The organism is Sulfitobacter noctilucicola (assembly GCF_000622385.1).
Classification (GTDB): Bacteria; Pseudomonadota; Alphaproteobacteria; order Rhodobacterales; family Rhodobacteraceae; genus Sulfitobacter; species Sulfitobacter noctilucicola.
This window is the reverse complement of record NZ_JASD01000008.1, coordinates 3,007,276-3,019,661: the sequence shown is the minus strand read 5'-3', so window position 1 is coordinate 3,019,661 and position 12,386 is coordinate 3,007,276. Positions and strand designations below refer to the sequence as shown.

Here is a 12,386-nt window from a genome sequence, read left to right as displayed (position 1 = left end):
GAGGCAAGACATATGACCTACCATCCCAAATCGGAATTCATCGCGGTGATGATGGAGCGCGGTTTTCTGGCCGATTGCACCGATTATCAGGGCCTGGATGAGGCTTTTTCCGCCGGTGTCGTGCCTGCGTATATCGGCTATGACGCGACGGCGAAATCCTTGCATGTCGGTCACCTGATGAACATCATGGTGCTGCGCTGGCTTCAAAAATGCGGTCATAAGCCGATTACACTGATGGGCGGCGGCACAACCAAAGTGGGCGACCCATCGTTCCGCAGCGATGAACGGCCGCTGTTGGGGCCAGAGCAGATCGAGGCCAACATTCAGGGAATGCAGCAGGTTTTTGCAAAGTATTTGCAATATGGCGATGCAAAGACCGATGCCTTGATGTTGAACAACGCAGAATGGCTGGACACGCTGAACTACCTCGATTTCCTGCGCGACATCGGACGGCATTTCAGTGTGAACAGGATGTTATCGTTTGAAAGTGTCAAATCACGACTTGACCGCGAACAGTCGCTTTCTTTCCTCGAATTTAACTACATGATCTTGCAGGCTTACGATTTCCTTGAGCTGAACCGCCGCTACGGGTGCCTGTTGCAAATGGGCGGGTCGGATCAGTGGGGGAATATCGTCAACGGCATCGACCTGACGCGCCGTGTGCTTGATAACGAGATTTACGGCCTGACCACTCCGCTGCTGACGACCTCCGATGGACGCAAGATGGGCAAGTCCCAAGGCGGGGCAATATGGCTTAACGGGGATATGCTGTCGTCTTACGAATTCTGGCAATTCTGGCGCAACACAACTGACGCAGACACCGGCAAGTTCCTGAAATTGTTTACCGAACTTCCAGTAGATGAATGCAACCGGCTTGGCGCGCTTGAAGGTTCCGAGATCAATGCTGCCAAGATTATCCTCGCCAACGAAGTCACCACGCTGCTGCACGGCGCAGATGCCGCCGCTGCGGCCGAAGCTACGGCACGCGAGGTGTTTGAAAAAGGCGGTGTCGGCGACGATTTGCCAACCCTCACGCTGAGTGCGGCTGATATCGGTGACGGCATCTCTATCGTACAGTTGCTCGTTAAATCCGGTCTTGCGGGTTCAGGTAAAGAGGCAAAGCGCCTGATTGCTGAAAACGGAGCCAAGATCGACGATGCACCGCTCACCGATGCAGGTCTGATGCTGAACGCTGAAACGCTCGCATCCCCCGTCAAACTAAGCGCGGGCAAAAAGCGCCACGCGCTTGTGCAAATCGGCTAAAGCGATCTTAACGGTGATTTAACCAAGAGCATGGCCCTATTGGCCATGCTCGATCACGCTTCGACGCCGCACACCCCCTTGATGCAAGACCCCGCCTTCGTGCAGGCGTTGCGGATGTGCGGCCAGAAGCCCGTCACTCTGCCGGGCGGATTGACTATTCTTCAACGCCGTTTTGCCGGCTTGCGTGTCGTGATGCTGCCTCGCGCCAGTCCTCCCGCTGATTTGACAGCACAATTGCGCCATGTCGGCCTGCACCGAAGCCTGATCGTGTTGTCGCCCGAATTGCCCTGCCGCTTGGGCCGAAGCCTGCGCGTGATGAAGCCACGCACCCTGTCGGTGCTCCCCCTAAGCGGCTGTGCAAAGTCGCGGCGTGATGCGTTGCACCCCAAGTGGCGCAATCAACTGGTCCGTGCTGAGGGGCATCACCTTACGGTGACACGCAACCGGCTGGATCCTGACCCAAAAGGTATGGTCCTGAAGCTTGAGACGGCCCAATCGGCCGCGCGCGGCTACCTGAACTGGCCGGTGGCGCTCACATCCGCTTTCGCCCTAACTGCACCGGACCAGACGCATGTTTTCGCAGCCTCCCATCGTGGTGAATCGGTCGCGCACATGGTTTTCCTGACACACGGCCAAAGTGCGACATATCACATCGGCCACATAACCAATGAGGGACGCCACCTTTGCGCCCATAACCTGTTGCTCTGGCGCGCAGCGAGCCATTTCGCCCGCAGCAATGTGAGAGATATTGATCTAGGCGTACTGGATGGGCGCACACCGGGGTTGGACCGGTTCAAACGTCGTGCGGGCGGGCAACCGCGCCGCACGGGTGGGACGCATCTGGTATGGCCGGGCTTTACCCAACCCGCCTTGGCACAGGCCTAACCGGTGGATTTTTCTTCCAACAGCAACCACTCTTCTTCAGCCGCTGCCAGCTTTTCCTGACGCTCTACAAGGGCTTGAGTGGCTTTGTTAAACTTAACCGGTGCGGACGTGAACAAATCCGGATCGGCCAAAAGCTCTTCCAGCTTGCCAATCTCTGCTCCCAACCGGTCCAGCTCGGCGGGCAGTGCCTCCAGCCGGTGCTTCTCGGTAAAGCTCAGTCCCTTCTTTTCTGCCTTCTTGGGCGCGGCCTTGGCAACTGCCGCTTTCTTTGTCTCGATAACGCTTGAAGAGAAATCATCCTGCCCGCGTTGCGACAGATAATCCGTCCAGCCACCGGCATAGACCGTGGCCCGCCCGTCGCCTTCCATCGCAATGGTCGTGGCCGCCACACGATCAAGGAAGTCGCGGTCGTGGCTGACCAGAATAACCGTGCCATCATATTGCCCCAGAAGCTCCTGAAGCAGATCAAGCGTTTCGACATCCAGATCGTTTGTCGGTTCGTCCAGCACCAGCAGATTGCTTTCGCGTGCCATGATCTTGGCCAGCAGCAACCGCGCCTTTTCGCCACCTGACAGTGACCGCACGGGCGCACGCGCCTGTCCTTCATCGAACAGGAATTCCTTGAGGTAGCCGACAACGTGTTTCGGCATGCCCCGCACAAGCACCTGATCGGCCTTGCCGGACACCCGCATGTCAGGATCGCCGGTCAGCGATTCCCACAAGGTCATGTCTCCATCCAGCTGTGCACGTGCCTGATCAAACAGGGCCAGCGCCAGATTGGTGCCCAGCGTCACCTCGCCCTCGTCCGGTGCCTCGCGACCGATGAGCATGTTCAGCAATGTGGTCTTGCCCACGCCATTCGGCCCGACAAGGGCAATGCGGTCGCCGCGCTGCACCTTGAGCGAAAAGTCCTTTACGATGGTCTTGTCGCCAAAACGTTTGGTGATCCCGATAGCCTCGATCACCTTGCGACCGGACTTTGGCCCGGCATCCAACGCCATTGCTGCGGTGCCCTGACGGGTAATCTGTGACGCGCGTTCTGCCCGCAAATCCTGCAAGGCGCGTACGCGGCCCTGATTGCGCTTGCGCCGCGCCGAGATGCCCTCGACCGCCCAACGGGCCTCCGCCTTGATCTTGCGGTTCAGCTTGTGGCGCTGCATGTCCTCTTCATCCCAGACAGCATCGCGCCAAGCCTCGAACTCACCGAACCCCTTTTCCTGCCGCCGCACCATTCCTCTGTCAATCCAGAGGGTTGCACGTGTTAGCTCACGCAGAAATGCGCGGTCGTGGCTGATAATGACAAAGGCCGTGCGTGTGCCTTTCAGCTCATCCTCAAGCCAGCGGATCGCCTCGATATCAAGATGGTTCGTCGGCTCATCGAGCAACATCAACTCCGGCTCTTCCGCCATCAACCGCGCGAGTGCGGCACGCCGCCGCTCCCCGCCGCTGGCTGTGGCCACAGGGCGGTCAGGATCGAATTTGAGGCCTTCGCCTGCCCGCTCGACTTTGTACATTTCTGACGGCTCAAGCGTAGCAGATGCAAAAGCACCGAGCGTTTCGTACCCGCTCAGATCAGGGTCTTGCTCCATATAGCCAACAGAAACGCCTGGGCCTGCGATCACATCACCGCGGTCTGCTTCGACCAGTCCGGCCATCACCTTCATCAAGGTAGATTTGCCCGATCCGTTGCGCCCGACCAGTGCAACACGGTCGCCGGGCTGAACGACAAGCGACAGCCCATCGAAAACCGGATCGCCCCCGAATGTCAGGGAAATTTCATTGAGTTGTAAAAGAGGTGCACGTGCCATGCGGCTCAGCTAACCGCCGCCCCTAGAAAGGTCAACGCGCCCCGTGCTTCACTAGGTCAATAAACTCAAACCAAAGCGCGCAACAGGCGCTTGCGGTTCTCGGGAATGGCCGCAATTTCCAGACCTGTGAAGACATGCAGCGTGTTCATGGCGCGGTCGATCACCGCATGGTCGCTGACCCACCCCCCCATCAGCAGATAGGTCCGCAAAAGCGGTGGCATGCAAGCGTTGGCGCGCTTCACATCTGGCGTGCGGCGCAACTGGGCCCCGTAGCGGAATACCTCTGCCGATCCTGTGCGCGGAGCCCAACGTTCCGGCGCGAGATGGCGGGCACGCAATAGTGCGAAAGCATCAAGGTACTTGTCGGCCTCCACCCCGGCAAAAGAGGAACAACCGAACAGCATCGAGATGCCCTGCCGATCCACAAAATCTGTCATCGCGGCCCAGGCAAGGCGAATGATGTCGCTGTCCTGCCGGTTGGGTGCCACGCAAAACCGTCCCAATTCCATCATCAACCCGGGATAGGCTGCCAACCCTGACACGTCGTAGTATTGCGCGGCATAGCTGTCCCCCAGATCTTTGCCTTCTAGCATCATCAAACGGAAGCAGCAGACGATATCGCCCTGCTGGTGGTCTTCGATCAGAATATGGGTACAGCGGCTGTCATAGACATCCTGATCGGCATCGCTGCCAATACCAAAGCACAAGGCGCGAAGTTGCTGCGTGCGCGCAATGTCCGGTGCTGTGGCAGCAACACGGACGGTATAGCGGCCTTTTTCAAGAAGGATCAGGCTCTGCGGTGCCGGATTATGATAGGTCATGTACGCTAGCCCCGCAGTTCAAGCGTCATCCGGCGTCAGCCCCCAAGGGCCGACGGGCTGAAGCGTCCGATATTGCCCAAGAGTTGACGCAGGAAGGAATTGTCGCTGACCGGCGAGGTCGTCACACGCCGCGAGAGCGGCACAACCTGTCCACGCTCCAGACCGAAGCGTTCGATGTTCTCGACAACACCATTATCGGCAAAGCTGATGGACAAGACCTGCCGTTCGATCTCTTGAGGGGCAAGCGGCCCGATCGTACGGGTCCGCATGCGCACATAGTAGTAGGCACTATCTGTCAGAACACCTGACGACGTCGGAACGCCGACTTTCTCCGCAACACTTTCGCGCGTATCGGCACCGATGCTGATCAGTTCAAGATCATCTTCGGGCGGAATATACCCGTGGTTCGAAAATTGAGGCGCACAACCGCTCAGGCCAAGCGCCGTCACAAGTGCAGCAGCCTGCATGGTTCGAAGAGGTCTTCGGCGAATGGTGCGCATGTGGTCTGCCCTCTTGCCCTTGCAACGTCTGGCTTTTATTCCGCATACACCAAGCAGTACCTTGTGTTCAAGAAACGAAAGTAGGCCAGATATGGCACAGCCAAGCCCCAGCCGGACGGCAATCCGCGTCTCGACCCTTTCCCAAACGGCAGAAAACGCTTTTTCACTGCGCCCAGACGACGCTCAGATAAATGCGATTGCACAGGAACTTGATCTTTCCGCGCTTCGAAAACTCAGCTTTCAGGGCAGGATCAAGCCGCTTGGCAGCAGCGACTGGGTTCTCGAAGGACGTCTTGGTGCGACCGTGGTACAGCCCTGTGTCGTCACCCTGGACCCTGTGACCACGCGCATAGACACCGATGTAGTCCGCCAGTTCATCCGTGAATACGAAGACCCCGACGAGCCCGAGGCCGAAATGACGGTAGAGGAAAATGTTGAACCTCTTGGCACATGGATTGATCCTGCGGTTGTCATGATGGAAGCGCTGGTGCTCGCCGTGCCGGATTATCCGCGCAAGGACGAAGCCGAACTGGGCCAGCTCGTCTATACCAAACCCGGCGAAGCCCCCATGACAGACGAAGATGCACGCCCCTTCGCAGGTCTGGCCGCAATCAGGGACAAGCTGTCAAAAGACGACACATAGAAACCTGACCGGCAAGGAAGCGTCAGGCTGGCAGATTTAAGCTTGCACCCTGCGCATTTCGCAGTATTTTGCCGCCCTCACCCGAATTAAGGTTGGACATCGCCTGCCGCTTTGCCTAAAGCGGCGGAACACCCAATCCGGGGAACCTGAAACACGGGGTTTGTGGCCATTTGCCCGAACCCCCCGAATGACAAAGGCACCAGACATGGCTGTCCAGCAGAATAAAGTTTCCAAGTCGCGCCGCAACAATCGCCGTGCGCACGATTCGCTCACCGCTGCGAACCCGAACGAATGCTCCAACTGTGGTGAGCTGAAGCGCCCGCACCACATCTGTGCATCCTGCGGTCACTACGACGAAAAAGAAATCGTCGCTCTGTCAGAAGAGATCGACCTGGAAGACGACGCGGCCTAAGCTGGGCTCAGTTTCGTCGCACAACATAAAGAGGCATGCGCATCCATGACGGCACCGACCGATCATACTGACGCACTTGCCCCTGCCCGTACCAAAGCGCGCACACTGATTTCGGTGGATGCCATGGGCGGGGATAAAGGCCCGGCAGCCGTTGTTGCCGGGTGTTCTTTGTCTGCACGCATCAATCCCGACATCGCTTTCGTTTTGCACGGTGATTCCGAACAGCTGACCCCGCTGATCGCCAAGTATGCTGAACTGCAGGGCCGCTGTGATGTCCGCCATGCGGCGGATGTGGTCACGATGGATGACAAGCCCAGTCAGGTCGTGCGCACGGGCAAGGACACCTCCATGTGGTCGGCCATCGAATCGGTGCGCACCGGTGATGCGGCTGTGGCCGTGTCCTGTGGTAACACCGGCGCATTGATGGCCCTGTCGATGATCCGCCTGCGCAAGCTGCCCGGCGTCAACCGGCCTGCCATTGCGGTTCTTTATCCTGCCGCCACCGCGCAGGGCTTTAACGTCATGCTGGATGTCGGCGCAGACATCAAAGCCGATGCAGACGATCTGATGCGCTTTGCCCTGATGGGGGTTTCTTATGCCCGCAACGGCATGGACATTGCCAAACCCCGCGTCGGTCTGCTGAATGTCGGAACGGAAGAGCACAAAGGCCGCGCCGAACTGAAAGAAGCCTACGATCTGATTCGCGATCACGCGTCCGACGCGGGCTACGCTTTTGTCGGCTTTGTGGAAGGCGGCGACATTTCCGGCGACACCGCAGATGTGATTGTGACTGATGGGTTCACCGGAAACGTGGCTATCAAGACCGGCGAAGGCACCGCCAGCCTGATCGGTGCCCGCCTGCGTGAAGCGTTTTCCTATTCCATTTTGTCGCGCATCTCTTCGGTACTGGCGTACCGCTCGCTGATGCGTCTGCAACAAAAGATCGATCCGCGCCGCGTGAATGGCGGGGTGTTTCTGGGCTTAAACGGCACCGTGGTCAAATCCCATGGCTCCGCGGATGCCACCGGCATCTCCGCCGCGATCAAGCTTGCGGCACAACTCTCTGCCAACCAGTTCAATGACAAGCTGGCCGCCCGTGTTGCGGCCGCCCTGCCCGCCGAAGGAGCCGCCGAATGACCGCTGGAAACAACCTGCGTGCTGTGGTGATCGGCTGCGGGCACTATCTGCCTGAACGCGTGGTCGAAAATGCAGAATTCGAGGCGGCGCTGGATACGAACGACGAATGGATCCGTACCCGTTCAGGCATTGAGCGCCGCCACTTCGCCGCCGAGGGTGAGACGACATCGATGATGGCCACAGCGGCAGCGCAGGCCGCGCTGGATGACGCAGGCCTGACGGCGGATGATGTGGATGCCATCGTACTGGCAACCTCTACCGCTGATTTCACCTTCCCCTCTGCCGCGACCATGGTTCAGGCCCAGTTGGGCATGAAACAGGGCTATGCCTTTGATGTTCAGGCCGTTTGTGCAGGGTTCGTCTTTGCGTTGACCAACGCGAACGCGCTGATCGTTTCCGGTCAGGCCCGCCGTGTGCTGGTGATCGGGGCGGAAACCTTCAGCAAGATCATGGACTGGACGGACCGGTCCACTTGCGTGCTTTTCGGCGACGGCGCGGGGGCTGTCTTGCTGGAAGCGCAGAACGGAACGGGCGCACCGACCGATCGCGGTATCCTCTCGACGGACCTGAATTCCGACGGACGCTACCGAGATCTGCTTTATGTGGACGGTGGTGTTAGCACAGGCACCAGCGGCTATCTGCGCATGCAGGGCAATCAGGTGTTCCGCCATGCGGTAGGCAAGCTTGCCGCCACGGCCACCACAGCGATGGAGCGTGCCGGTGTCACCACCGCCGACATCGACTGGGTCGTTCCGCATCAGGCCAACATCCGCATCATTCAGGGCACTGCCAAAAAGCTCGACCTGCCGATGGACAACGTTGTTGTGACGGTTCAGGACCACGGCAACACCTCTGCGGCCTCTATCCCGCTGGCCCTTTCTGTGGGTCGCCAGCGAGGCCAGATCAAACAGGGCGACCTGATTGTGACCGAAGCGATTGGCGGCGGACTGGCGTGGGGCGCTGTTGTTCTAAGATGGTAAACCGCTGATCCGCGTGCATAAAGACGCCTGCGCAAGCCATTGATATTGACTCTGAAATTTGCCCGCGTTTAAGGTATATGAAACTTCCGGGGGATTGGGATGACGAATAAAACCTTGACGCGCATGGACCTGAGCGAAGCGGTCTTCCGCGAAGTCGGTCTTTCCCGCAACGAAAGTGCACAACTGGTTGAAGCGGTTCTGGATCACATGTCAGACGCATTGGTGACCGGCCAGCAGGTGAAAATCTCCTCATTCGGTACATTCTCGGTGCGTGACAAAACCGCTCGTGTCGGCCGCAATCCCAAGACCGGCGAAGAGGTGCCGATCAATCCCCGTCGCGTTCTGACCTTCCGTCCCTCGCACCTGATGAAAGACCGGGTCGCCGACGGCAACAAGTCCTGATCTGATGTCCAAATCGCCAGACGCCTTTCGCACGATCTCCGAAGTCGCTGACTGGCTGGGCATCCAAGCGCATGTGCTGCGCTTCTGGGAAAGCAAGTTCACCCAGGTCCGCCCCATCAAACGTGCAGGCGGCAGACGCTACTATCGTCCTTCCGACATGCAATTGCTGGGTGGAATCAAACAGTTACTACATGAAGACGGGCTGACCATCAAAGGCGTGCAGAAAATCCTGCGCGAAGAAGGCATGAGCCATGTGGCCGCCCTTTCGCCGCAACTGGACGAGCTGACGCAATCCGAGATTGACGACACGCCCGAGGCCCCCATGCTGGAAGAGGCCGTGCCGGAGCCGGAAGAAAAAGGCGTTGTCCTGAATTTCGACGCGCCCAAAGCGGCAGAGCCGGATGTCAGCGTCACCAAAGCGGCGGAACCGGAAGCTGTATCAGAGCCAGGGCCTACTCCGGAGCCGCTGACAGAAGCGGCCCCCGACGCGCCTGCAGAAAAAGAGGAACCGGAACCCGAACCTCAAAGCGCGACAGAGGCCAAAACCGATGATCTTTTCTCTCAACCTGCTGAAGAAGTATCACAAGATGACGCTTCAACAGAGGTCGAGGCCGTAGCGGAGACGCCAGAGCCTCCTGTAAAGCCGGAAACCGGCGAAGCCGCTGAAGAAGACGCGCTGGACGGATCTGAAGATGTAATGGCGCAAAACGCTGAAGAAGTGTCCGAGCCAATCGCCCATTCGGAAGAAGCAATACAAAACGAAGACGATACCGTCAGCGCGCGCAAAGCCGACGACGATGAAACAGACGACAACGACACAACCGCCACCCTGCCCGCTTTCTTGCGTCGCCCGATGAACGACCAAGCGGAGCCGACCGATAATGCGCCAGCAGAAAGCGCCGAACCCACCGCCGAAAGCGAACCGGAACCGGCTGAGCCAGAGCATGCGGCAGCAGAGCCTGCGACCGACACACCGGTACCAGAGCCACAGGAGGCAACCGCCGACGAACCAGTCGAAGCCGAGCCTGCCGCCCTCAAGCCGCGCATCATTGATCTGCCGCCTTTCACACCCGAAAACGAGTTCGACGCCAAGCCTGCGCTGCTCTCTCAGGCGATCCGTACGCGGCACCTGAGCAAGGATCAGGCCCGCCAGATCGCACCGCTTTTGTCCAAGCTCACGATCCTGCGCGATTCGATGGCAGCCCGCCGAAGAAACCCTGCGCCGCAGGACACAGCAGACTAATCCCATGGGCACGTTTATCTCTTGCACGCCTGACAAGATCAGGTATGTACGCCCACATGTCGGGCTATGGCGCAGCCTGGTAGCGCGTCCGTCTGGGGGACGGAAGGTCGCAGGTTCGAGTCCTGCTAGCCCGACCACCGACATTTCACAAACGCCTGCGGCCCTTACGGGTGCGCAGGCGTTTGCATTTTGAAAGGCCACGATATGGCACAGGATGCTGCTCAGGGGGTGATCCCCAACCAACTGATCGCCCGCATGATCGAGACGGGCGAAATCACCGCGCGTCCTGCCGTTACGCCAGAGCAAATTCAACCTGCCAGTCTAGATCTGCGCTTGGGTGATGTGGCCTACCGCGTGCGGGCATCCTTTCTGGCGGGCCATGGTGCAGCCGTGGTCGACCGTCTGCAGGAATTCGAGATGCATCGCGTCGATCTTAACGGCGGTGCTGTGCTGGAAAAAGGCTGCGTCTACGTGGTCCCGCTGATGGAGCGTCTGGACCTACCCTCCGGTGTATCAGCCGTGGCCAACGCCAAAAGCTCAACCGGACGGCTCGACCTCCTAACCCGCACCATTACCGATGGCGGCACCGAGTTTGACCGCATCGCTCCCGGCTACTCGGGGCCGCTCTATGCTGAGATCTGTCCGCGCTCGTTCTCGGTGCTGGTGCGTCCAGGCATGCGCCTGAACCAGATCCGGTTTGGCACAGGTGATGCTGTCCTCGATGATACCGCGCTGCGTGCCTTGCACGCCCAGACACCGCTCGTAAACGGTGAGGCGGTCATTGACGAAGGGTTGGGTTTCTCGGTCGACCTCAAGCTGCCCGGGACCACGCTTGTGGGCTACCGTGCCAAGCCGCATACAGGTGTGATCGACCTTGACAATATCGGGTTCTACGATCCGGCTGACTATTGGGAGGAAGTTCATTCCTCCAACGGCCAGATCATCCTCGACCCCGGTGCCTTCTATATTCTTGTCAGTCGCGAGGCGGTGACAATTCCGCCCGACTACGCCGCCGAAATGGCGCCTTATCTGGCGATGGTCGGTGAATTCCGTGTGCATTATGCCGGCTTTTTCGACCCCGGCTTTGGTCACGCCTCTGCAGGCGGTGCGGGATCACGCGGTGTTCTCGAAGTTCGCTGTCATGAAGCTCCGTTTGTGCTGGAGCATGGGCAGGTTGTGGGCCGGTTGGTCTATGAACGGATGATGGCACCGCCCACGCAACTTTACGGGGCGGATCTGGCGTCAAATTACCAAGGTCAGGGCCTCAAGCTATCGAAACACTTCAAGAGCTAGGTCTTTGCGGCGCTTATAGCCGTGTGATGCGCCGCATTGCTTTCATGGACTGCTTTGCCTGACGCGCCTGCTGGCGTGCGTGACGCTGCTGGCGGCGCTCTTCGGGTGTCAGTTGTTCTACGGCATTCCCGTTTTCGTCAACGACTTGCGCACCACCCGCACGCTGCGGTGGCTGCGCCTTGCGGCCCATCCGGTCAAAACCGGCGTTCACACCGCGCCGCACCAGTTGGTTCATAACTTGCCGAATGACCATGTTTATAATCTGGTTCATGTCTGATCCTTTTCTGCCTCATCCTCATATATAGGATCGAATGCGGCGATTTTCAGGCGTTTTAAACTGTTTTTCTGCATTTCACTAGTCTTCGAACAGCTCTGACTGTCCTTCGGTTGTCTCTTCCTCGATGTCGCCATCGCCCAGTTGCGGGCCCAGTCCCGGCGGCGGACGGTTTTCCAAAAGTCCGGCAGAGCGCAATTCTTTCAATCCCGGCAGATCGCGGGCATTCTCAAGCCCGAAGTGATCCAGAAATGTTTGGGTCACGACAAAGGTGACCGGTCGCCCCGGAGTCATCTTGCGGCGGCCAAAGCGGATCCACTCCATTTCAAGCAGTTGATCGACCGTACCGCGTGAAACAGAGACACCGCGGATTTCTTCAATCTCGGCGCGGGTGACGGGCTGGTGATAGGCGATGATCGCAAGTGTCTCGATCGCGGCCCGGCTCAACTTGCGGACTTCGACGGTTTCCTTCTGCATCAGGAAACCCAGATCGGCAGCCGTACGCATGGCGTATCCATCCCCCACCTTACTAATGTCGACCCCGCGTCCCTCATAGCGTTTGCGTAGGTACACCATCGCCTCTGCCGCATCACAACCGTGGGGCATACGCGCTTCCAGCTCCTTGATCGTGACAGGCTCGGACGTCGCGAATAGAACCGCTTCGATCATCCGTTCCTGCTCTGCCATGGGTGGCGCTTCAAACAGGCTTTCTTCTTTTTCTTCAA

Annotated in this window: 14 protein-coding genes and 1 tRNA gene; 10 read left to right on the top strand and 5 right to left on the bottom strand. The window is 58.8% G+C overall.

The genetic code is table 11. From position 1 onward, the window contains the following. Positions 1–12 precede the first annotated feature (12 nt). Complete coding sequence (gene tyrS / locus Z946_RS0118340; protein WP_025057176.1) at positions 13–1,263, top strand: tyrosine--tRNA ligase; 1,251 nt, start codon at positions 13–15, stop codon at positions 1,261–1,263. 45 nt (positions 1,264–1,308) lie between these two features. After that, entirely contained in the window at positions 1,309–2,148 is an 840-nt protein-coding gene (locus Z946_RS0118335) for a GNAT family N-acetyltransferase (RefSeq protein WP_037969985.1), read from the top strand. Here the strand turns inward: Z946_RS0118335 and Z946_RS0118330 are convergent. From Z946_RS0118330 to Z946_RS0118320, 3 genes are all read right to left on the bottom strand, one after another. Continuing rightward, entirely contained in the window at positions 2,145–3,956 is a 1,812-nt protein-coding gene (locus Z946_RS0118330) for an ABC-F family ATP-binding cassette domain-containing protein (RefSeq protein WP_025057174.1), read from the bottom strand. The two genes, Z946_RS0118335 and Z946_RS0118330, sit on opposite strands and share 4 nt — an antisense overlap. Before the next feature lie 65 nt (positions 3,957–4,021). Further along, complete coding sequence (locus tag Z946_RS0118325; protein WP_037969293.1) at positions 4,022–4,777, bottom strand: GNAT family N-acetyltransferase; 756 nt, start codon at positions 4,775–4,777, stop codon at positions 4,022–4,024. Positions 4,778–4,812: 35 nt separating this feature from the next. Next, entirely contained in the window at positions 4,813–5,244 is a 432-nt protein-coding gene (locus Z946_RS0118320) for an outer membrane protein assembly factor BamE (protein WP_241461351.1), read from the bottom strand. A gap of 124 nt (positions 5,245–5,368) precedes the next feature. Here Z946_RS0118320 and Z946_RS0118315 point away from each other — a divergent pair, with 124 nt between their 5' ends. The 8 genes from Z946_RS0118315 (at position 5,369) to Z946_RS0118280 (ending at position 11,387) form a co-directional block, all read left to right on the top strand. Then, positions 5,369–5,920: a YceD family protein gene (locus Z946_RS0118315; RefSeq protein ID WP_025057171.1), complete on the top strand. Its 552-nt coding sequence runs from the start codon at positions 5,369–5,371 to the stop codon at positions 5,918–5,920. Between the two features lie 205 nt (positions 5,921–6,125). Beyond that, positions 6,126–6,332: a 50S ribosomal protein L32 gene (gene rpmF, locus Z946_RS0118310; RefSeq protein ID WP_025057170.1), complete on the top strand. Its 207-nt coding sequence runs from the start codon at positions 6,126–6,128 to the stop codon at positions 6,330–6,332. 45 nt (positions 6,333–6,377) lie between these two features. Continuing rightward, positions 6,378–7,469 carry a phosphate acyltransferase PlsX gene (gene plsX / locus Z946_RS0118305; protein WP_025057169.1) on the top strand — a complete coding sequence of 364 codons (1,092 nt, stop codon included), beginning with the start codon at positions 6,378–6,380 and terminating at the stop codon, positions 7,467–7,469. Next, complete coding sequence (locus Z946_RS0118300) at positions 7,466–8,449, top strand: beta-ketoacyl-ACP synthase III (protein ID WP_037969292.1); 984 nt, start codon at positions 7,466–7,468, stop codon at positions 8,447–8,449. The genes plsX and Z946_RS0118300 overlap by 4 nt, the downstream gene beginning before the upstream one ends. Before the next feature lie 99 nt (positions 8,450–8,548). Further along, positions 8,549–8,851, top strand: a complete 303-nt coding sequence (gene ihfA, locus Z946_RS0118295; RefSeq protein ID WP_025057167.1) for an integration host factor subunit alpha — start codon at positions 8,549–8,551, stop codon at positions 8,849–8,851. Between the two features lie 4 nt (positions 8,852–8,855). Continuing rightward, positions 8,856–10,094, top strand: coding sequence for a MerR family transcriptional regulator (locus tag Z946_RS21860; protein ID WP_025057166.1), 1,239 nt, complete (start codon positions 8,856–8,858; stop codon positions 10,092–10,094). Positions 10,095–10,154: 60 nt separating this feature from the next. Then, positions 10,155–10,231 (top strand) — tRNA-Pro (locus Z946_RS0118285). Between the two features lie 67 nt (positions 10,232–10,298). Further along, positions 10,299–11,387 (top strand): 2'-deoxycytidine 5'-triphosphate deaminase, encoded by a 1,089-nt coding sequence (locus Z946_RS0118280; protein WP_025057165.1) that lies wholly within the window; start codon positions 10,299–10,301, stop codon positions 11,385–11,387. 13 nt (positions 11,388–11,400) lie between these two features. On the opposite strand, the gene Z946_RS0118275 is transcribed toward Z946_RS0118280, so the two are convergent. Next, positions 11,401–11,658 carry a hypothetical protein gene (locus tag Z946_RS0118275; RefSeq protein WP_025057164.1) on the bottom strand — a complete coding sequence of 86 codons (258 nt, stop codon included), beginning with the start codon at positions 11,656–11,658 and terminating at the stop codon, positions 11,401–11,403. Between the two features lie 84 nt (positions 11,659–11,742). Beyond that, positions 11,743–12,348: an SMC-Scp complex subunit ScpB gene (scpB, locus tag Z946_RS0118265; RefSeq protein WP_260168434.1), complete on the bottom strand. Its 606-nt coding sequence runs from the start codon at positions 12,346–12,348 to the stop codon at positions 11,743–11,745. Positions 12,349–12,386: the final 38 nt, after the last annotated feature.

Excerpts from the sequence above, each read along its gene's own strand:
- Z946_RS0118330 (WP_025057174.1), bottom strand. The coding sequence starts at position 3,956 with ATGGCACGTGCACCTCTTTTACAACTCAATGAAATTTCCCTGACATTC.
- rpmF (WP_025057170.1), top strand. The coding sequence starts at position 6,126 with ATGGCTGTCCAGCAGAATAAAGTTTCCAAGTCGCGCCGCAACAATCGC.
- tyrS (WP_025057176.1), top strand. The coding sequence starts at position 13 with ATGACCTACCATCCCAAATCGGAATTCATCGCGGTGATGATGGAGCGC.
- plsX (WP_025057169.1), top strand. The coding sequence starts at position 6,378 with ATGACGGCACCGACCGATCATACTGACGCACTTGCCCCTGCCCGTACC.
- Z946_RS0118315 (WP_025057171.1), top strand. The coding sequence starts at position 5,369 with ATGGCACAGCCAAGCCCCAGCCGGACGGCAATCCGCGTCTCGACCCTT.
- Z946_RS0118335 (WP_037969985.1), top strand. The coding sequence starts at position 1,309 with ATGCTCGATCACGCTTCGACGCCGCACACCCCCTTGATGCAAGACCCC.
- ihfA (WP_025057167.1), top strand. The coding sequence starts at position 8,549 with ATGACGAATAAAACCTTGACGCGCATGGACCTGAGCGAAGCGGTCTTC.
- Z946_RS0118325 (WP_037969293.1), bottom strand. The coding sequence starts at position 4,777 with ATGACCTATCATAATCCGGCACCGCAGAGCCTGATCCTTCTTGAAAAA.
- Z946_RS0118320 (WP_241461351.1), bottom strand. The coding sequence starts at position 5,244 with ATGCAGGCTGCTGCACTTGTGACGGCGCTTGGCCTGAGCGGTTGTGCG.
- Z946_RS0118300 (WP_037969292.1), top strand. The coding sequence starts at position 7,466 with ATGACCGCTGGAAACAACCTGCGTGCTGTGGTGATCGGCTGCGGGCAC.
- Z946_RS0118275 (WP_025057164.1), bottom strand. The coding sequence starts at position 11,658 with ATGAACCAGATTATAAACATGGTCATTCGGCAAGTTATGAACCAACTG.
- Z946_RS0118280 (WP_025057165.1), top strand. The coding sequence starts at position 10,299 with ATGGCACAGGATGCTGCTCAGGGGGTGATCCCCAACCAACTGATCGCC.
- scpB (WP_260168434.1), bottom strand. The coding sequence starts at position 12,348 with ATGGCAGAGCAGGAACGGATGATCGAAGCGGTTCTATTCGCGACGTCC.
- Z946_RS21860 (WP_025057166.1), top strand. The coding sequence starts at position 8,856 with ATGTCCAAATCGCCAGACGCCTTTCGCACGATCTCCGAAGTCGCTGAC.